Below are 19876 nucleotides of genomic sequence, written 5' to 3' on the forward strand. Positions count from 1 at the left end.
CTCGCGAGTCCTTGGGTTTTAATCCATCCGCCCTGCCCTCACAATAGACCCACTTTTGGCGCACGGACCGACGGATTGATTGACTGGAACCGGATCGACACCCTGCTGTTGGACATGGACGGCACGCTGTTGGATCTGCACTTTGACGACCACTTTTGGTTGCAGTTCATGCCGACCTTTTTGCCCGAAGCGCACGCCTATTCGCCCGAGCGACTGGACATCGAATTTCACACCCCCATGCGCACTACTCGCGGCACGCTGGACTGGTATTGCGTCGACCACTGGACCGAGCACCTGTCGATGCCGGTGATGGACGCCATGGCCCGCCATCGCCACCTGATTCGCTGGCGCCCGGGGTCGACCGACTTTTTACGGCTGGCGCGCAAGGCCGGGCTGAAACTACTGATTGCGACCAATGCCCACCGCGCGGTCTGGCAACTGAAAGCCGATACCTTGGATTTGATTCACTTTGTCGACGGCGTGGTCAGCAGCCATGATTATGGCCAACCCAAAGAAGCCGAGCACTTTTGGCAGTCATTGGCGCGTGAGCAGAGCCTGGATTTAAGCCGCTGTGCATTTTTTGACGACTCCGAAGCGGTCTTGGACTCGGCCCACCGTCATGGCGTCGGCACCGTGGTCGGCATTGATCACCCCAATTCGTACCGCGACCCGCGCCAGTTCAATGCGCATGTACAGATTCGCGATTTTTCCGACCTCGCGCCCTCGCTGCGCCTCGCCCATGGCGGATAGCGTACGCCTGGACAAGTGGCTGTGGGCGGCGCGTTTTTTCAAAACCCGCGGCCTGGCTCGAGCCGCCATTGACGGCGGTCACGTCCACATCAACGGTCACCGCGCCAAACCTAGCAAAGCCGTTGAAGCCGGCATGACGTTAAGCGTTAGCAAGGGCCAGAGCGTGTTCGACCTGGTCGTTAATGCGGTCAGTGCCCAGCGCCGCGGCGCCCCGGAGGCCCAGCTGCTGTACACCGAAACCGAAGACAGCCAAGCCAAACGCAAAGAACAAGCCCTACGCCGAGCCGCTCAAAGTGCCGGCATCATGGCGCCATCATCGCGCCCCAGCAAAAAAGACCGCCGCGAAATCCATCGATTTCAGCGCCAGGAGGAACCATGAGTCCAGACCACGGACAACGTTTTATGTTTGACGGGCACCCCGTGCGCGGCCAGTTCGCGTGCCTTGACGAGACGCTGGCACAGGTCTTTGCGCGCCATCAATACCCCGCCCGGGTCGCCGAACAGTTAGGCCAGGCCTTGGTCGCCGCGTCTTTGCTGGCGGACACCTTAAAGCTGGACGGTTCGCTGGTGCTGCAGGCCAAGGGCACCGGCCCACTGCGCTTATTGATGGTGGAATGCGACGCCCAAGGCCGCCTGCGCGGTATTGCCAAGCACAACGACGATCCCGCACTGACCCAAGGCAGCGGCCTGCAGTCCCTATACGGCCAGGGTCACCTGAGCATTTCGCTGTTGCCCAATAGCGGCGAGCGCTACCAAGGCATCGTGCCGCTTGAAGGGGCTAACCTGTCGGAAGTGCTGGATGGGTATTTTGCCCAGTCCGAGCAGCTGCCAACGCGGCTGTGGCTGACGGCGGATGGCAAGCGCGCAGCCGGCATGTTGCTGCAACAGCTGCCGGTTAACGCCGGCGAGCAAGTCGACGCCGGTTACTGGGAGCACCTGACGGCGCTGGCGCACACGCTTAAACCGATCGAATTGAAAGAGCTGCCGGCCGAAATGATCCTGCACCGGCTGTACCACGAAGAAACCATTCAGCTGTTTGACGGCCATGACATCGAGTTTCACTGCCCCTGTTCGCGCGAGCGCAGTGCGCGCGCCCTGATTAGTCTGGGGATCGAGGACTTGACCGCATTGATGCAAGAACAGCCGACGGTGTCGGTGGATTGCGAGTTTTGTGGCGAAAAACACCAATATGACCAAACCGACCTGACCTGGCTGACCGCCGACAACAGCGCACCCGGCTCCGATCAGCTGCAATAACCGCTCAATGTCGCGATTACGAGCGCAATTCACCGAACATCGGTGCAAACTGCGTTGATTAACTGGACCCTGCGGGGTCGGCAATTGACTGTCGGCCCGGCCCAAGCGAAGACACGATGAAGATAACCGCCGAGCAATTTCAAAAATTAGCCCCCCGCGACAACCACTGGGTTGCCGGTATGCGCCGCGGCATTGAGCGCGAAGCCTTGCGGGTCACGCCGACTGGGGAGCTGGCGCAAACGCCGCACCCGGCGGCACTGGGCCAGGCGGTCACGCACGGGGCGATCACGACGGACTATTCGGAGTCGTTGCTCGAATTCATTACTCCGCTGTGTGAAACGCCCGAAGACGCCGAGCGCTTTTTGCAGGACGTTCAGCGCGAGACCCTGAAAGCCATGGGTGACGAGCTGTTGTGGGCCAATTCCATGCCCTGCCTGTTGCCGGAAAACGAAGCCGACATTCCGCTGGCCCAGTACGGCAATTCGGACATTGGCCGGCTGAAAACGATTTACCGCGAGGGCCTGGCCTGGCGTTACGGCCGGCGCATGCAGACCATCGCCGGGGTCCACTACAACTGGTCGTTGCCCGAAGCGGCATGGCAGGACATCACCGGCATCGCCGACGGCCAGGAAGCGCGCAACCGCGGTTACTTCTTAACCCTGCGCGGATTCCGGCGTCACTATTGGCTGCTGATGTGGTTATTCGGCGCCAGCCCGGCATTGGATCGCAGTTTTTTCGGCGACACTGATCGCAATGGCGCAACCCGCTTAACCAGTGGCGCCGCCAGTTTGCGCATGAGCGATCTGGGCTATCACAACAAGGCCCAACAGACCCTGGGCATTTGCTTCAACGCCCTGGACAGCTACGCCGACAGCCTCAGCCGCGCGGTCATGCAGCCGTGGGACGACTATCAAACATTGGGCGTGCGCGACGGCGATCATTGGCGACAGCTGAGCAACAAGCTGCTGCAAATTGAGAACGAATACTACTCGGTAGTCCGCCCCAAGCAGTTGCAAGAGCCGGGCGAACGCCCCGTCAAAGCCCTGCGTGATCGCGGTGTTAACTGGCTAGAAGTTCGCTGTATGGACGTCGATCCCTGGGCCGGCGCCGGCATTAGCACCAGCACCATGCGCTTCTTGGATTGCTTCTTGACCGCCTGTGCGCTGGGCCAAAACCCGCGCATCAGCGAAACCGAGTGCGAACAGCTGGAAGAAAACCAACAGCGCATCGCCAGCGCCGGGCGCACCCACGGCCAACGTATCTGGGTCGATGGCGCCGAGGTTAAGTTGACCGATGCGGCCGACTCGGTCTTAAAGCGCTGCCGCGCGGTGGCCGAGCAACTGGACCTACATGAAGGCGGCAGTGCCCACGTCGCCGCGGTCGAAGAGGCCATGGAGCACCTGAGCATGCCCAAGGGCCTGCCGTCGGCACGGGCCGAACGCAAGATTCAAAAAATGGGCTACCTCGAGTGGGTCCTGTCGCGTTCTGAAAAGCTGAAAAAGGATTTGCTGGCCGGCGAGACCAGCCCCGAACGGTTGGCCGAGTTGGCGCAACTGCGCGATGGCAGCATTCAAGCCGAAGCTGCGCTGCCACGTTCCGCCAGCGCCGCCGAATTCGATGCCTTTGTCCGCGACTACGTCAACCAGCCAACCGGGTTAAACGACTAACCTTCGGGGACGATGCCGGCGGGGAACAACACCGCACGCACGCACTCCGCGCAGCCCTCGTCGGCCAGCGCGGCATTGAACGACGCCAGCGCTTGCTGGGCCAATATTTGCCAACCTTCGGCGGTGACAAAGGTTTTACGGGTTTGCAAACTCAAGACGCGCTGAAAACGGTCGCGCAGCAGCGGCCGATGGATCATGGCCTGGGTGCGCGCGTCATCATTGGCGACTTCTAGCGACACCTCGGCGACCATGGCGACACCGATGGTGGTGCGGGTTTTTTCATAGCTGGCGTAAAATGGCGTACCCAGTCCAACATAGCTTTCGGTGGCGTCGAACACATCCTCGGCAAACGCGGGCATTATGAGCGACACTAGTAACAACAACACTGGCATATCGAGGTCTCCTGTGGCGCACAGCACCACCCATTTCATTCGGCAACCACGCGCACTGGGCGTGCTGGCTGCACTGGTCTGTTTCGGCTTATTGGCGAGCGCATTCTATATGGAATACGTGCTATACCTCGAGCCGTGCCCGCTGTGCATGGCCCAGCGCCTGGTCTTTGGCTTGTTCGGTCTGGTCGGCTTGGTCATGGCGTTCAACCCAACTCGAGTGCGCACCTTTGCCGTCCTGGGTGCGCTGATCGGGTTGTCAGGATTGGCCCTGGCGACGCGCCAGCTGTATTTGCAGTCGCTGCCGCCTGAATTGGTCCCGGCCTGCGCCCCCGGTCTGTACTTCATGATCGAACGCTTTCCGCTCCTAGAGGTGTTATCGGCCATGTTGACCGGAACAGGAGAGTGCGCGGACGTGCAGTGGACATTTTTATCGCTGTCGATCCCCGGCTGGACCGCGATCGCCTTCGCCTGCATGACCGCTGCCGCCGCCGCATTGCCATGGTACGCGCGCTCTTAGCCGCCGCACTGCTGGGTCTGGCGGGCTGCGAAGCCGGGCCGGATGAGCAGCTGGATTTGCTCGGTGAAAACATCTTTACCGGGGCCCTGTCCAAAGACGGTTCGCTGGCCGTAGTCGGCGCCGTCGAGGGTGGCATTTGGGTGCTTCAACAGGGCCGCAAACTGCACGAACTGAAACACTCGGACGGTGAAAGCGCCTTGGAATCCGCCAGCATTTCGCCCGACAGCCGCCGCATCGCCACCGCCAGCGGCAACCGCTGGCATGTGTGGAGCGCGCAAAGCGGCCGCGAACTCAATGCCGGCACCATGGACAGCTTGATTCGGGCGGTCGCAGTCGACAATTTCGGCCGCCTGTTAATCGGTACCTTAAACGGCGGTTATTGGCTGGACGGGGACAACGGGCTGCAGCTATCCGGCACCACCACCCGGGCGCTGGCATTGGACGGCAAACGCTTGATGCTGGGTAACGACGACGGCTTGGTCACGCTGTGGACGGTCGGGGCGCGGCGGCCATCGCACCAATGGCAACTCAGTGATCAGGTCGAGGTCGTCGCGCTGGAACAGGATCAAGGCTTTGCCGGCGCGCGCGATGCACCGTCACGGTTGCTGGCGATTGGCGAGGGTGCGGTTAATGCCGAATTGGCCCAGGAAAGCAGCTATTACCCACAACCCATCACGATTACCGCAGCGCGCATCGTCGCCGGTGGCATTTGGTTGGGAAATACCCAGCGCCGGGCGGCGTTTTGGGACTACTCGAATTTGACCGAACCCAGCCAGACCTGGCGGATGCCGGTGCGCAAAGGGTCTAATCCGGGCTCGGCCCGAATTGTTGCCTTTAGCCGCGACGGCCAGCGAGTCCGGGCCCTGACGGGCACCGGACACCTGGCGACGCTGGTGCGTCAGTAATTACTCAGAAACGATATCGAGCAATTCCATTTCGAACACCAAGGTTGCGAACGGCGGGATGCTGGGCGGTGCGCCCGCGGGGCCGTAGGCAATGTCAAAGGGCGCGACGATTTCGAGCTTGTCACCGACCTTCATTAACTGCAGCGCTTCGATCCAGGCTTGGATCAGCTGGTTGACCTGAAACTCAACCGGCTCACCGCGATCGACCGACGAATCAAATACCGTGCCGTCAATCAAACGGCCCGTGTAGTGGACTTTGACGCGGCTTTCAGCGGCGGGCATGGCGCCGTCACCCTGGGTGATGTAGCGGTATTGGAGGCCGCTCTCGGTCACGGTGACGCCGTCTTTGGCGGCATTCGCAGCTAAGTAGGCTTCGCCTTCAGCGCGCACTTCAGCCGAAGCGGCTTGAGCGGCCTGGGCCTGTTCGGCGGCAACACGCTGTTGAACCATTTGCATGACTTCACCGATTTGGTTGCGATCCAGCGCCCAGCTGGATTCGTCACCCGCGTCTTTAATACCGGCCAGAAACTGGTCGTAATCCAACACGCCGAAATCACCAAAAATGCGTTCGCCAACTACGATACCCAGCGAGTAGGCCAGCTTTTCGTCGTCAGTCGTCGGGGCCGCATGGGCGGCAGTCAGGGTCGCAGCAGACAAGGCGACCGCAGTCAAAAATTGTTTCATGAACATCCTATTGTCGTGGTTAAGCAAGCGGATACTAGCACCCGTCAGACCTCGGCGGCACCCAGTCGTTCCATCAGTTGACGGTAACGCCGCTGGGTCGCTTCACTCGGCGCCAGCGACGGAATGGCAGCGTCAATGGCGTGCAGACAATCCAGCGGCCGGCGGCCATTCAGCGGCTCGCCCGGCAGCGCTTCGAGCTGCGTTAACAGCAGCGCCTCGGTGTCAATTTCCAGCGGCCGCGTGCGCGTGCCCAGCTCGCGGGTTAACGGGTCCAGTTCCAGCAACCGGCGCGCGCCACGCAGACGCTCAATGGCCAGGTACAGGCCGCGCCGAAAGCGCCTGAATTCGGACAGCCCCTGGGCGTTGGGGGCATGGTCGGACTGGGCCAACCAGGCGCACCACAAAAGCTCACAGACGCTGGCGCCGTCCTGGTCTTGGAGTTCCAAACAGGCATCCGCGACCGCCGGCTTTTGATATTCCCGCACCGCCCATGACCACAAGCCTTCGCGCATTCGGTAAACTCCCAAAATCGAAAGGATACCTTAATGCTGCAACTGGATTCACTGACGCTGCGCGTCGGCACACGTGTGCTGATCGACCAACAAACTTTGCGCACGCCGCACCGCGCTCGGATCGGTCTGATTGGCCACAACGGCGCCGGCAAATCGTCGCTACTGCGGCTGATTCGTGGCGAACTGTCCGCCGACAGCGGTCACTTTGGCTTGGCCGGCAAACCGGTGATTGCATCGATGGCCCAGGAAACGCCGGCACTGGAGTGCTCGGCGCTGGATCACTTGCTGGACACCAACCGCGAATTTCGCGAGCTGGAAAAGCGCATGGCCGAGGCCCCGGACGATGCCAATTTGCACACGCGTTTTAACGACATCGAAGGGTGGAGCCAACCGGCCAAGGCGGCGGAACTGTTAGCCGGCTTGGGCTTTAGTCAGGACCGCCAGGCGCAGCCGGTGTCGGCCCTGTCCGGCGGCTGGCGCATGCGTTTGAACTTGGCCCGGGCTCTGTTTCAGGCCAGCGAGTTGTTGCTGCTGGACGAACCGACCAACCACCTGGACATCGACGCCATTACTTGGCTGGAAAAAGTGCTGGCGCGTTACCCCGGCACCCTGGTGCTGGTGGCCCACGACCGCGCCTTTTTGGACTCGGTGTGTTCGCACGTGTTGGCGCTGGATGACCAGCAGCTAAAACTGTACACCGGCGGCTACAGCGAATTTGAGCGCCAGCGCGCGGCCGAAATCGAGCGTCAAAGCGCGGAGCAAGCGAAAACCGATCGTAAGCGCGCGCACCTGCAAAGCTTTGTCGACCGCTTCAAGGCCAAAGCATCCAAGGCCAAGCAGGCCCAAAGCCGGGTCAAGGCGATGGAGAAATTGGTGGTGTCGGCGGCGGTGCGTTCGCGCTCGCCACTGAACTTCAACATTCCGTCGTCGGACAAACTGTCGACCCCGCTGGTCGCCGGCAGCGACCTGACGCTGGGGTATCCGGACGCGGACATCGTCCGTGGCGCGCATTTGTCGTTAAACCCGGGTGACCGGGTCGGACTGTTGGGGGTCAATGGGGCCGGCAAATCGACGCTGGTGAAAACCTTGGTCGGCAAACTGAAACCCAAGTCGGGCACGCTGCACCCCGGGCAAAACACCAAAATGGGCTATTTCGCCCAGGAACAGCTGGACACCTTGCGCGCCGACAGCGTGCCGTTGGCGGAGTTGGTGCGGATTGCGCCGAATGCCCGGGAGCTTGAGCTGCGTAACTTTTTGGGCGGCTGGGGCTTTGGCGCCGATCGCATCGATCAACCGATCACGGCCTTGTCGGGTGGCGAGCGGGCACGCTTGGCGTTGTCGCTGATTGCCTGGCAAAAGCCGAACCTGCTGATTTTGGACGAGCCGACCAACCACCTGGACTTGGACGCGCGCGCGGCGCTGGCCGAGGCGCTGGTCGAGTTTCCCGGCGCTTTGTTGTTGGTCAGCCACGACCGCCACCTGCTGGAAACCACCTGTGACCAACTGTGGTCACTGCGCGGCGGCACGCTGTCGGTATGGACCCACGCACTTGAGGACTGGGTCGACGACAGCCCGCGCCAAGGCAGCCCAAGCGCCACCAGCGACAACAGCCAAAAAGAGCAGCGCCGCAACCGCGCCGCCCAGCGGACCCAGTTAGCGCCGCTGCGCAAGGCACTCAAAAGTGCCGAAGGCGAGATGGAGAAATTGCAGGTCCAGCTAAAACGGATCGACCAGAGCCAGGCCGAACCGGGCTACTTCACCGACACGCCGCTGGCCCAGCAAACCGAAGACGGCCAGGCCCGGGCGCGCTTGCTGGACGCATTGGACGACGCCGAAATGGTTTGGCTGGAAGCCAGTGAAGCGCTTGAGGACGCCAGCTAGTCGCGCAGGCTACGCCAGCCACCAACAATGCGATTGACCGCCGTGACTATGCAAATCGTCGCAAAAATGCCGGCCAACAGCACGAAATGCTGGGGTAACAGGCACATCAGCACAAAGCAGGCGATGGTCTCGGTGCCCTCGGCCAAGCCGTTTAGGTAATACAGGCCTTTGTAGGCGAAATTCGGGTGCTGGATGCCGCGCGCCTCGGCGAATTTGGCAAAGGCCAGGAAGCTGGCCCCGGTGCCGACGAAGCTGGCGATCAAGACCGCCGCGGCCAGCGCATTGGCCGGGTCAGCCAGGGCAAAGCCGATCGGAAACAGGGCGTAAAACACAAAGTCCAAACAGATGTCCAAAAAGGCACCGGCGTCGGTCGGCGTTTGCATGCGCGCCAGCGCCCCGTCCACTCCGTCGGCAACTCGATTGGCCACTAACAATCCCAACGCCAAATCAAAGGCATTCATCGCCAGCGCCACCACACAAGCCAAGCCCAGCACAAACCCAGCCCAGGTAACCTGGTCGGCGCGCACGCCGCGGGCGTTTAATTGACGGGCCACCGCATTCAACGGCGCCACCAAATGCGGCACCAGGTGTTTGTCTAGCATGCGGCGTCCCCCAATTGAATGCGCTGGGCGCCCGGGGGTATGTCCTGGGCATCATGGGTCACCAACACCCGCGGCACCGCGTCGGTGTGCTGCCAAGTAAAGGCACGAATTTGATCGCGTAATTCAGCGTCCAGTTTGGCAAAGGGTTCATCCAACAGCACGGCCTGGGGCTGGCTGACCAAGGTCCGCAGCAAGCTGACGCGTGCGCGTTGGCCGCCGCTTAAGGTGGCCGGATCGCGATCGGCCATGCCGCCCAAGTCGGCCTGGTTGAGCAAGGCATCCATGGCCTGGGCATTGAGCGGCTCGCGGGCACCAAAGCGCAGGTTGTCGGCCACACTCATGTGCGGGAACAAACTGCCGTCCTGCAGCACCAGCCCCAGGCCGCGCTGTTCAGTCGGCACGCCGCTCAAATCGCGACCGTTTAGGTGCAGCTGGCCGCGGGCCTGGATGCCGGGCGCCAGCGTCCCCGTCAGCCAATCCAGCACGGTCGATTTACCGCTACCCGAGGGACCCAGCAGCGCCAGCACGCCGCCCGCTTCGACCCGAAACGAGACCCCTTCCAGCAGGCATTCGCCCGGCCCAAAGCCAATCGACAAATCCGTTACTTCAAGCATGTTTACGATTCCGAAACCAAATTCGAGGCAGCACCAAGGCCAGTCCAAAACACACCAGCGGCAGCGCCAATTGCAGCGTTGCCAAGGCGCCGATCATGCGCCGATCGACGCCGCCAAAGCTGGTCACCAATTCCGTGGTCAGGGTCGGGATACGGCCCCCGCTTAACAGCAAGGTCGGCAGGTATTGGGCAACGCTGACGGCCATCGCCACGGCGGCGGCGCTTAACAGCGGCCGCGCCATCAGCGGCAGCCGAATGCGCCACAACCGAGTCAGGTAGCCGTGGCCCAGCACCCGCGCCTGTTTATCAAAGGCCGGATCGAGCGCCCGCCAGGCATCCGCCAGCATCAAGATGACGTACGGCAGGCTATAGACCCAGTGGGCCCAAATCACGGTCGCCGCGCGCCCGTCCCAGCCAATCCACAGGCTGGCGCTTTGCCAACCCAACAACACACAGACCTGGGGCAACAGCAGCGGCACGGTCCAGATGCCGTCCAGACGTGGGACGTGGCGCAGACGTTCCAGTTCCAGCCAAATCACGGCCGCGGCGATCGCCAGCGCGGTCGACGCCAGCCCCAAAATCAACGTGTGCGAGAGCAACTCGCCCAGTTGGTTCCACCGATCCAGCCAAAAGCGCGTGGTCCAGGCGCCAGGCAGGCTGTCCGGAAAGCGCCAGCGCTGGGTCAACGACCACAGCGGCAAACTCGCGAGTGCCAGTGCGGCCACCGCAACCGTAGCCGCCAGTAGCGCGCGCGCCGGCCATAGCCACACCGCATAGGCGGCGCGCGCACCACTGACCCGGCGGCGCCGAGCCCAGATCCGCACCACCCAACCGAATGCCGCAAACAGCGCGAACCCCACCCCCATCACCGCCAGCAGTAGCCAGGCACCGGCACTGGCTTTGGCGCGTCCACCGGCTTGGTTAAACCACTCCAGCACCAGCGCCGCCAGCGTTGGCGGCTGGCCCGGGCCTAACAAAATCGCCATGTCGACCACGCTTAGGTTGTACGCCAACACCACCGCAATCGGCAGGCGCAGCTGGTGCAAAAGTTGCGGCAGCACCAAACGGGTCCAGCAGCGGATCGGGCTGTAGCCCAGTACGCGGCCCTGTTTGATCCAGCGATCCGGGTCCAAGCGCGGACACAGCGCAAGCGCGGTAAACAGTAAAAACGGGAATTCTTTGAGCGCAAGCCCCACCAGTAGACTGAGGCCATAGGCGTCGGGCACGGTCCACCAGGTCGGTGGACGCGGGCTGTCTAGCCACAGCCGAACCAACCAGCCGCTGGGGGCCAATACAAACACCAAACCGACCGCCAAGGCCGCATGCGGGACCGCCAACATCGGCGGCAACCAGGCCGCCACGGCCCGAAACCACGGCCGCCCCCAACCAATCACCAACGCCAGTAGCGCCAGCAAAAGGGCCAGTGCGGTCGCGCCCAGCCCGGTCCAAAGCGTCGACGTAATGGCCGCGCCCAAGCGCGGATCGCCTATCGCGGCCATCCACCCAGCCACCGGCGAGCCGGGAAAGGCCCCAGCCGCTGCGATCGCGGTGCCGGCTAATCCAAGCGCCAGCGGCAACCCAAAGGCCGCCGCCAGCGTCAACCAGACTAGCGCGCGTAGCGCTCGGCCCAAGCCGCCTCCAAAGCACCGGCCCAACTGGCGTGGGGTTCGGAGCGTGTGTTGGCTAACTGGGCAATCGGCAACGCCCACTGGCCGATATCAATCGCCGCAAAGGTGGCTTGCTCAGCGGCCGGTAATTTGGCCAGGTCCAATACGGTCGGGTCACCCCAAAAGGTTGGATCGGCCTTGCGAGCCTGGGCTTCGGGTGACAACAAGAAGTCCGCGACCACCATGGCGCCGGCCTTGGCCTTGGCGTTGAACGGGATCGACACGAAATGGGTGTTGCCAATGGTGCCGCCGTCAAAGATGTAGGTGCGCGCGCTGTCCGGCAGCTGGCCATTGCGCACCGCGGCGCTGGCTTCGTTGGGGTTGAAGCTGATGGCGATGTCGACCTCGCCGTCGTCCAACAGCTGACGGGTTTCCTCGCCACTGGCGGGCCAAACCTTGCCCTGGCCGCGCAGTAAGGGGTGCACCGCATCCAAGTATGACCATAAAGGCGCAGTGACGGCGTCAAAGTCGGCGTCGGCCACCGGGTTTAACAGCGCATCGGCATCCGTGGTGACTTCCGCCAGTACTTGTTTTAAGAAGGTGGTGCCGTGAAACGCAGGCGGCGCTGGGTAGCTAAAACGGCCGCCGTTTTCGACAAAGGTTTTCAGCGCGGCGGACGAGCGCGGCGGCTGTGGCGTCAACGCACTGTCGTGGATGAACACCAACTGGGCACCGCCCCAGGGCGATTCCAGTCCATCCACCGGGACACTGAAATCGTAGGCGATCGACGGTTTATCAGCGACCCATTGGGCATTGGGCAGGTTGCCCGCAAAGGCGCCCCAGGTCAGGCCGTTGGCTTTTAGATTGGCGAAGTTTTCGCCGTTGATCCACATCAGGTCGACATTGCCGTCGCGGTCACGCCCGACCGCTTTGGCGGACTCCAATTGGGTCACGATTTCGGCGATGTCACCGACTTTGACGTGCTCCAAGGTCACGCCGTACTCGGCTTGGACGCGCTCGCCGACCCACATCAGGTAGTCGTTAATCAAATCCGATCCGCCCCAGGCATTGAAAAAAACGCTTTGCCCACGGGCTTCGGCGGTGACCTCGGCCCAGCTGGCATCCGGTTCCAATGCGCTGGCATTCAGCGCCACCGCGGCAATCGCCGCCGCTATTAATGTTTTCATGTCGATTATTTCCTTAGTGGACCTAGTTTCGGCGCCAGGCATGGTATTTCGCAACCCATTGCAGCACTCGTGTTGGCACATGCGCGCGTTTCCACTCGCCCGCAGCGTATTTGTTGGCCTCGACCATCGAGGGGTAGGCATGGGTGGTGCCCAGAATCTTGTTCAGACCCAGCTTCCAGCGCTTGGCCAAAACGAATTCTTGTAACAACTCGCCGGCATGCGCGCCGACCAGGGTCACCCCCAAGATTTTGTCCTTGCCCGGGACCGTCAGCACCTTCACAAAGCCGTAGTCCGTGCCGTCGGCGATCGCCCGGTCCAAATCATCGATGCCGTACTGGGTTTTCTCGTAGGCAATGCCCTGGGCGATAGCCTCGTCCTCGGACAACCCGACCCGGGCAACCTCGGGATCCGTAAAGGTCGCCCACGACAGCGCGGACCAGTCGACCTTGAATAGTTTAAAGGTCCCAAACAGGGCGTTGACCGCGGCATACCAGGCCATGTGTGCGGCGGCGTGGGTAAATTGATAAGGCCCGACCACATCGCCGACTGCGAACACGTTGGGGTACTTAACCTGCAAGTATTCGTTGGCCTCCAGGGTGCCATTGGCGCGCACCGGCAAATCCAGCGCCGCCAAGGCGTCGCTCTCGGAATTGGCACGCCGGCCGACCGCGACCAACACCGCATCAAATTCGATGCGAAGCTCGCGGCCGTCTTTTTCGGCAATCAATACACGCTGGTCGCCGTCCATTTCAAAACGCAATGGTTTGGTCGAGGTGTGGGTAATAACGCCCTCGGCGGCGAATCGTTCGGCCACCAAAGCGGCCACGTCGGCGTCTTCGCGCGGCATGATGCGCGGCGCCAAGTCGACCTGGGTGACCGCGGAGCCCAAGCGGTGAAAGGCCTGGGTTAACTCACACCCGATCGGCCCACCGCCCAACACCAACAAACGTTTGGGCTGTTCGCGCAGATCCCAAATGTTGTCGCTGGTGTAATAGCCGACGCTGTCCAATCCCGGGATCGGCGGCACAAAGGGCCGCGCGCCGGTGGCGATGACCAAATTGCGCGCGGTAATGCGCCGGCCGTTGACCTCGACGGTCCAGGGGTCGATGACCCGGGCTTCGCCGATGACCACGTTGACACCCAATTCGGTGTAGCGCTCGACACTGTCGTGGGGCTCGATCTTAGCGATCACCTCGTGCACGCGATCCATGACCGCGGCGAAATCAATCTGTGGGTGCTGGGCTTGGATGCCGAACTTATCGGCCTCGCGAATGCTCTGCGCGACGCGTGCGCTTTTGATCAGCGCCTTGGATGGCACACAGCCGGTGTTCAAACAGTCGCCGCCCATGGCGTAGCGCTCGATCAGCGTGACCTGGGCTTTGACCGCAGCGGCGATATAGGCGCTGACCAAGCCGCCGGAGCCTGCGCCAATCACGATCATGTCTTGGTCAAACGATTTTGGCGCGCTTAAGCCTTGGTAAACCTTGCGTGCAGACAGCATAGCCAAGCCCTTTTTAGCAATGATCGGAAACACGCCCAACAGCGCGAATGACAACAACAGCCCGGGCGACAGCAGCCCAGCCAAGGACTCAATGCCGGCCAGCTGGGTGCCAGCGTTCACGAACACCGCGGTGCCCGGCAACATGCCCAGCTGACTGACCCAGTAAAAGGTCGGCGCCTTGATCGGCGTCAGCCCCATCACCAGGTTGATCACGAAAAAGGGAAAGACCGGCACCAGGCGCAGCCCAAACAGGTAAAAGGCGCCGTCCTTTTCAACCCCGTCGTTGATCGCCCGTAGGTTCGAACCAAACCGGCGCAGCACCGCATCACGCAACAGCGTTCGGCTGATTAAAAAGGCCAAGGTGGCGCCCACGGAGCTTGCGAAACTGACCAGCAGCAGCCCCCATCCGAGCCCAAATAGGGCGCCGCCTGCCAGGGTCAAAATCACCGCGCCGGGCAGCGACAACGCGGCCACGGCGACATAGATCAGGCCGAACACCAATGCGCTGAGGATCGGGCGGGCGGCGACCAAGGCATCCAACACGGCCTGTTGCGACTTTAAGTTGGCGAGGGTTAGGGTGTGACCCACATCGAAGGCAAAAAACGCAACCACCACCGCAACGATGGCTAAAACGATGAAACTGTGTGAACGACTCATGGGGATCCTTATACTGTCCACCTATTATGAGGCAGCCGCGGCGAATTAGTTCCGCCGTCGTTACCGCACAGAAACTAGACAAAGGTGCCAGTCATGCAGACCCAACCCAGCCGCCAATTTCCAAAAACTCGCCTGCGCCGCGTGCGCCGGACCGAATTTTTGCGTGCCATGGTGCGCGAGTCATCACTGACCCCCGCTGATTTGATTCTGCCGTTTTTTGTCCAGCCAGGCCGGCAATTGGCATCCCCAATCCCCAGTATGCCCGGTGTCAGCCGGCTAAGCATCGACCTGGCTGTGGAGCAGGCGAAACAAGCGCGCGACCTGGGTATCAGTGCACTGGCGGTGTTCCCCGTGACGCCCAGCGAGGTTAAGTCACTGGACGCCGCTGAGGCCTGGAACCCCGACGGCTTGGCCCAGCAGACCATGCGCGCGATCAAAGACGCGGTGCCGGACATTGGCATCATGTCGGACGCGGCGCTGGACCCGTTCACGACCCACGGTCAGGACGGCATCATTGATGACGCCGGCTACGTGTTGAACGATCAAACGGTTGAGGCCTTGGTGCGCCAGTCACTGTCGCACGCCGACGCCGGTGCCGACATCATCGGGCCGTCGGACATGATGGACGGCCGCATTGGCGCGATTCGCGATGGCTTGGAAAACGCGGGGTTCATTCACACCTGCATTATGTCGTACGCGGCCAAGTACGCGTCGTCGTACTACGGGCCGTTTCGCGATGCGGTCGGCAGCGCCGGCAATTTGGGCAAGGCCGATAAAAAGACCTACCAAATGGATCCGGCCAATGTCGACGAGGCGGTCCAAGAAGCGGCCATGGATTTGGCTGAGGGTGCGGACTTTTTGATGGTCAAACCCGGGCTGCCGTATTTAGACGTCATCGCCCGGTTAAAGGCTGATTTGAAGGCGCCCGTCACCGCCTACCATGTCAGCGGCGAGTACGCGATGTTGGAAGCCGCCGCCGCCAACGGCTGGCTGGACCGGGACAAGGTCATGTTGGAAACCTTGATGTCGTTTAAACGCGCCGGTGCCGACGCAATTTTGACCTATCACGCGCTGGATGCGGCGCGTCTGTTGCAAGGGTAGGTTGAGGTTTGGGCCCGCTGCCCCGATCATTACCCCTGACTCGCTAACTAACTCAAGGAACCGACATGAGCGACCTGATCAAACATATTTCCGACGACAGCTTTGACGCCGACGTCCTGACCTCATCCGTGCCCGTGCTGGTCGACTTTTGGGCCGAATGGTGTGGTCCGTGCAAAATGATTGCACCGGTTTTGGAAGAGCTGGCGGGCGAATACGAAGGCCGCGTTCAGATCACCAAACTGGACGTTGACCAAAACCGCGCCAGCGCTGAAAAATACGGCGTTCGCGGCATCCCGACGCTGATGTTGTTCGAGGGTGGCGAAGCCAAGGCGACCAAGGTCGGCGCCCTAAACAAATCCCAGTTGGCGGCCTTCCTCGAAGAGCAGCTGTAACACTGGCATGACCCGGGTGGCGCCGTTGGTGCTGCTTGGGTTAATCGCCCCCCACCCCCCTCATCACAGCCCCTCAATCAGTTTCGAATATTTCGACTGGTTCGAGTATTTCGAATAAATACGGTTATACTGCCCTCATGTTCAGCCACTTTTTTGCTGATATCCCCCTTAAGAGGCAGTGACGGTATGGCACAACGTTCGAACGACTTTTTTATTGACCGAATGCCCACCCAGTTAGAAGTGAGCAACGCAGAGCAATTGCGCACGATTATGGCGAGCCTAGTTAGCGATCAGCAACCGGCGCGGCTTCAAGTCGCCCTCGAGAAAGACCAAACCGCAGAAATCACTTTGATGCCCGCCATCGCAAACACCTTTCTTCAGGTGCTACGGCTAATTTCCCGCGGTAAGAGCTTTAAACTGATGCCGGTTGATGCCGAGCTGACCACGCAGCAGGCTGCGGATCATCTAAACGTGTCACGTCCGTTTTTGGTCAAGCTACTCGAATCTGGACAAATCGCCTTTACCAGAACCGGCCGCCACCGTCGGGTGCGCGCTGATGATTTATTTGCCTTTAAAGTACGCCGCGATCAGCAACGCGCGAACGCGTTATCAGACATGGCGCAGCTGGATGCGGACAACGGGTACATCTGACAATGACGTGAACAAATTCTTGATGAGTTCCAACGTTTTTTTAAAAAGCAGTACCACGATGCGAACACTGCCGAACGCCACCGCATCGCCATGGAGACCGCGTTTCCAGAGGCATCCGTTGCCGACTACACCCCGCTTATCAGCTTGATTGAGTTGCCGGACGTAAATGATCATCACGTAGTTGCCTGCGCCATCAAAACAAAAGCATCCGTTATTGTGACGGAGAACCTTAAAGACTTTCCGATCCACGTATTGGCACCCTATGACCTATTCGCTATCGGGATCGACGACTTTATTGCTGACACGATAGATCTGGCGCCAATAGATGCTGTTACTGCCATCCGATTGATGCGGGCACGCTTTAGAAACCCAAAACTAACGTCAAATGAATTAATGGTTCGCATCGAAAAAATCGGACTGACACAAACTGCCAGCTTGCTCGAACGCTACGCCGACTTTTTGTAGCCACTTCGGTTATTTGATAGTTTTGGAACCCCTTCTTAAACGGGCTTAAAACCATGCGCTACCTCGGACTCATCATCGTCATCGCCCTGTCCGGCTGTAATACCGTGGTTGAGCGCTCGAATAGCCCAGCACCCGCCCTAACCGCCGACGATTGGCTGGCCGGCAGTGACATGCCGCGTATGCAAGACCGCGCCATGAGTGCCGCCGATGTCGCCAGTTTTTTGCGTCGAACCGGCTTTGAACCCAGCCCCGATGAGATCCGGCCCTATGTCGGCCAACCCCGCTCCGCGCTGATCCGCGCCACCTTGGATAACCTGACGACACGACCCGTCGACGGCGCGCCGGCCTGGGCACTGACGGAACCGCGGTACTGGGGCAACGAATCGCGCACCCGGGTCGAAAACGATCGCTTTCGCAGCGCGCGCGATGCCGAGGTCGGCATGATGCGCCAATGGTGGGTCCAGCAAATGATCCAATCGCCGTCACCGATGGCCGAACGCATGGTGATGTTTTGGGACAACACCTTTGTGGTCGGGTACAGCGGCCTGAATAACCGTAGCCACGCACTGTGGGGCCATCACCAGTTGCTGCGCACCCACGCGGTCGGCGACTATCGCCAATTGCTGGCCGGGATCGTGCGCGATCCGGCGGTGTTGCGTTACCTAGACAACACCAGCAACACCAAAGAGGCGCCGAATGAAAACCTGGCCCGGGAATTGTTTGAGCTATACAGCTTGGGTGAGGGCAATTACAGCGAGCGCGACATTAAGCAGGCTGCGCTTGCGCTGACGGGGTGGGGCGAAACCGACCGCGGCGGCACGCGTTTTCAACTTAAACCCTGGGCGATGGCGGGCGGTTCCAAGGCCATTTTGGGCCAACGCGGCCATTTCGACGGCGATGACCTGCCGGCGCTGATACTGGACACCCCGGCCGCGGCGCGCTATGTGGTCACCGGCCTGTACCACGAATTCATCAGCAGCCAAGCGGCCCCAGCCGGCGCCATCGACGACTTTGCCCGCGCCTTTCGCGACACCGGCTATCAAATCGATCAGTTGCTGCAGGTGATGCTGGAGTCCGCGTATTTTTGGGACCCCAGCCACCAGGGCATGGGCGTTAAAAGCCCAGCCGAGTTCGTCGTCGGAACCGTACGGGCGACCCAGACCGACGACGTCGCGCTGGTCAAATTGGTCGCGGCAATCCAAGCACAGGGTCAAAACCTACTAGATCCCCCGGACGTCAGTGGCTATGACGGCGGCATTGATTGGTTGGCACCGGAGTATTTGATCGAGCGCCAGCGTTTTGCGGAATTTTACCAAACTGAATGGCACAGCCCCGGATCCACACCGAGCGCCCCGCAAATGATGGGCACGGACAGCCTGCGTATCATGCTGGGCGGCGAGGCCTACCAAGGGCCACCCGAATTTTGGGTGACCATTAATCACGACGGCGGCACCTGGTACAGCGACGAATACTCGGTCGCGCACGCCCGGGACACTGAACGGCTGGGCCGTTACCAGGACAAAAGCAATATCGAGTGGGCGCCCTATCATGTGCCGATCCCCGACTCGTTAACCGGCATCACGCGCATCGGCGTGCGGTTTATTCGCGATGCCGCCGGCAACGGCGGTGATCGCAACCTGTTTGTGGCCGGCGTTGATTACCAAGGCCGCCAGCGTGCGGCGTCGCAGGGCACCCAAAGCCCAGGCTGCCGCGGCGATTCGAGCGGGGCTAAACGCAACCCGGGCTACCTGTATTGCTCCGGTGAATTGAGCTTCGAGTGGGCCGAAACGGGCACATCGCTTGCGCCGGACATTGCACCGATTGATGGCGCACTGAATACGCGCGAATGGGTGCTGGGCTGGATGAACGACGAAAATGATCGCTGGCGCTCGATCAACTTTATGTTCGATGGCTTGGAATTTGAGGGCCGTGAATGGGCATTTTTTGGCTTCGAGTACTCGATCAGCGAGCGCGGCGAGCGCCAGCTGCAAATAACAGGCCGTGACTGTATCCCCGAGTGCTTCGAGCGCTGGCCGACCAAAGCCTGGCGCGACAAGGCCGGCGTCCCCAGCGTCAGCGTGCCGCTACGCGGACTGCACCAATGGTCGATGGAGCACTACGACGGCCTCAGCAAAGCCGACCGGGCCTTGGTTAAAGCACTGATTGGTTTAGCGCCGCAGGCCGAGCAGTTACTGAAACGCCCGCGCGAGGATCGCTATCCCGAGCGCACCACCTTTTGGTTGGCTGAACTGGCGACCTTTGCCGAATACGCTAACGACCGGCGCTGGAAAACCGGCGACGCCGTCGCCTTGGTCGAGTTGTCGCCAAAACGTGACGGGGACAACCAAATGGGCATGGGCAACATGATGGCCGCGGCGGCGACCCGCTACCGACCCGCCAGTGGCGTCAAAACCGCCGACCAGTGGCAGGCCAGCGCGGCCCAGTTAGGACCGATCGATTGGGCGCTGGCGACACCGACTGCGGTCGACGAGTACGCCCAGTTACTGGTCAATTCCGCGTACTTTTTGAGGTGAT

20 protein-coding genes are annotated in these 19876 nt (G+C 61.2%); 12 read left to right on the forward strand and 8 right to left on the reverse strand.

Annotated elements, in window-relative coordinates; genetic code table 11:
• Nucleotides 1-75 precede the first annotated feature (75 nt).
• The 4 genes from GH975_RS00090 (at nucleotide 76) to gshA (ending at nucleotide 3674) form a co-directional block, all read left to right on the forward strand.
• Nucleotides 76-750, forward strand: coding sequence for an HAD-IA family hydrolase (locus tag GH975_RS00090; protein WP_153712542.1), 675 nt, complete (start codon nucleotides 76-78; stop codon nucleotides 748-750).
• A complete protein-coding gene (locus GH975_RS00095; protein ID WP_153712543.1) occupies nucleotides 740-1129 on the forward strand; it encodes an RNA-binding S4 domain-containing protein in 390 nt (129 codons plus the stop codon). Before GH975_RS00090 ends, GH975_RS00095 begins: the two co-directional genes overlap by 11 nt.
• The gene (gene hslO / locus GH975_RS00100; protein ID WP_153712544.1) at nucleotides 1126-2007 is read left to right on the forward strand and encodes an Hsp33 family molecular chaperone HslO; all 882 of its coding nucleotides are present in this window, start codon (nucleotides 1126-1128) and stop codon (nucleotides 2005-2007) included. Before GH975_RS00095 ends, hslO begins: the two co-directional genes overlap by 4 nt.
• Before the next feature lie 116 nt (nucleotides 2008-2123).
• Complete coding sequence (gshA, locus tag GH975_RS00105; protein ID WP_153712545.1) at nucleotides 2124-3674, forward strand: glutamate--cysteine ligase; 1551 nt, start codon at nucleotides 2124-2126, stop codon at nucleotides 3672-3674.
• Here gshA and GH975_RS00110 read toward each other — a convergent pair.
• Nucleotides 3671-4066 (reverse strand): flagellar basal body-associated FliL family protein, encoded by a 396-nt coding sequence (locus GH975_RS00110; protein ID WP_246164730.1) that lies wholly within the window; start codon nucleotides 4064-4066, stop codon nucleotides 3671-3673. The genes gshA and GH975_RS00110 overlap by 4 nt on opposite strands.
• 13 nt (nucleotides 4067-4079) lie before the next feature.
• Between GH975_RS00110 and GH975_RS00115 the strand changes: the two genes are divergently transcribed.
• Nucleotides 4080-4583: a disulfide bond formation protein B gene (locus GH975_RS00115; RefSeq protein ID WP_246164731.1), complete on the forward strand. Its 504-nt coding sequence runs from the start codon at nucleotides 4080-4082 to the stop codon at nucleotides 4581-4583.
• Nucleotides 4484-5488 carry a WD40 repeat domain-containing protein gene (locus tag GH975_RS00120; RefSeq protein ID WP_153712548.1) on the forward strand — a complete coding sequence of 335 codons (1005 nt, stop codon included), beginning with the start codon at nucleotides 4484-4486 and terminating at the stop codon, nucleotides 5486-5488. Before GH975_RS00115 ends, GH975_RS00120 begins: the two co-directional genes overlap by 100 nt.
• Here GH975_RS00120 and GH975_RS00125 read toward each other — a convergent pair whose 3' ends face one another.
• Nucleotides 5489-6172, reverse strand: coding sequence for an FKBP-type peptidyl-prolyl cis-trans isomerase (locus tag GH975_RS00125; protein ID WP_153712549.1), 684 nt, complete (start codon nucleotides 6170-6172; stop codon nucleotides 5489-5491).
• Between the two features lie 44 nt (nucleotides 6173-6216).
• On the reverse strand, nucleotides 6217-6684 hold the full coding sequence (locus GH975_RS00130) for a TIGR02444 family protein (protein ID WP_153712550.1): 468 nt from the start codon (nucleotides 6682-6684) through the stop codon (nucleotides 6217-6219).
• 33 nt (nucleotides 6685-6717) lie between these two features.
• On the opposite strand from GH975_RS00130, the gene GH975_RS00135 reads away from it, so the two are divergent.
• Nucleotides 6718-8565 (forward strand): ABC-F family ATP-binding cassette domain-containing protein, encoded by a 1848-nt coding sequence (locus GH975_RS00135; RefSeq protein WP_153712551.1) that lies wholly within the window; start codon nucleotides 6718-6720, stop codon nucleotides 8563-8565.
• On the opposite strand, the gene GH975_RS00140 is transcribed toward GH975_RS00135, so the two are convergent.
• The 5 genes from GH975_RS00140 to GH975_RS00160 are packed head-to-tail and all read right to left on the reverse strand — an operon-like array spanning nucleotide 8562 to nucleotide 14732.
• Nucleotides 8562-9167: a CDP-alcohol phosphatidyltransferase family protein gene (locus tag GH975_RS00140; RefSeq protein WP_153712552.1), complete on the reverse strand. Its 606-nt coding sequence runs from the start codon at nucleotides 9165-9167 to the stop codon at nucleotides 8562-8564. The genes GH975_RS00135 and GH975_RS00140 overlap by 4 nt on opposite strands.
• Complete coding sequence (locus tag GH975_RS00145) at nucleotides 9161-9781, reverse strand: ATP-binding cassette domain-containing protein (protein WP_153712553.1); 621 nt, start codon at nucleotides 9779-9781, stop codon at nucleotides 9161-9163. Before GH975_RS00145 ends, GH975_RS00140 begins: the two co-directional genes overlap by 7 nt.
• On the reverse strand, nucleotides 9774-11411 hold the full coding sequence (locus GH975_RS00150; RefSeq protein ID WP_153712554.1) for an ABC transporter permease: 1638 nt from the start codon (nucleotides 11409-11411) through the stop codon (nucleotides 9774-9776). The genes GH975_RS00145 and GH975_RS00150 overlap by 8 nt, the downstream gene beginning before the upstream one ends.
• Nucleotides 11387-12574, reverse strand: coding sequence for an ABC transporter substrate-binding protein (locus tag GH975_RS00155; RefSeq protein ID WP_153712555.1), 1188 nt, complete (start codon nucleotides 12572-12574; stop codon nucleotides 11387-11389). The genes GH975_RS00150 and GH975_RS00155 overlap by 25 nt, the downstream gene beginning before the upstream one ends.
• A 22-nt stretch (nucleotides 12575-12596) precedes the next feature.
• Nucleotides 12597-14732: an FAD-dependent oxidoreductase gene (locus GH975_RS00160; RefSeq protein WP_153712556.1), complete on the reverse strand. Its 2136-nt coding sequence runs from the start codon at nucleotides 14730-14732 to the stop codon at nucleotides 12597-12599.
• Nucleotides 14733-14825: 93 nt separating this feature from the next.
• On the opposite strand from GH975_RS00160, the gene hemB reads away from it, so the two are divergent.
• The 5 genes from hemB (at nucleotide 14826) to GH975_RS00185 (ending at nucleotide 19875) form a co-directional block, all read left to right on the forward strand.
• Nucleotides 14826-15833, forward strand: coding sequence for a porphobilinogen synthase (gene hemB, locus GH975_RS00165; protein ID WP_153712557.1), 1008 nt, complete (start codon nucleotides 14826-14828; stop codon nucleotides 15831-15833).
• Between the two features lie 65 nt (nucleotides 15834-15898).
• Nucleotides 15899-16225 carry a thioredoxin TrxA gene (gene trxA, locus GH975_RS00170; protein ID WP_153712558.1) on the forward strand — a complete coding sequence of 109 codons (327 nt, stop codon included), beginning with the start codon at nucleotides 15899-15901 and terminating at the stop codon, nucleotides 16223-16225.
• A 186-nt stretch (nucleotides 16226-16411) separates the two neighbouring features.
• Nucleotides 16412-16876: a helix-turn-helix domain-containing protein gene (locus tag GH975_RS00175; RefSeq protein WP_153712559.1), complete on the forward strand. Its 465-nt coding sequence runs from the start codon at nucleotides 16412-16414 to the stop codon at nucleotides 16874-16876.
• Nucleotides 16877-16891: 15 nt separating this feature from the next.
• On the forward strand, nucleotides 16892-17341 hold the full coding sequence (locus GH975_RS00180; protein ID WP_153712560.1) for a PIN domain-containing protein: 450 nt from the start codon (nucleotides 16892-16894) through the stop codon (nucleotides 17339-17341).
• 53 nt (nucleotides 17342-17394) lie between these two features.
• On the forward strand, nucleotides 17395-19875 hold the full coding sequence (locus GH975_RS00185; protein WP_153712561.1) for a DUF1800 domain-containing protein: 2481 nt from the start codon (nucleotides 17395-17397) through the stop codon (nucleotides 19873-19875).
• Nucleotide 19876 lies beyond the last annotated feature (1 nt).

It is taken from the genome of Litorivicinus lipolyticus, assembly GCF_009650135.1.
Classification (GTDB): Bacteria; Pseudomonadota; Gammaproteobacteria; order Pseudomonadales; family Litorivicinaceae; genus Litorivicinus; species Litorivicinus lipolyticus.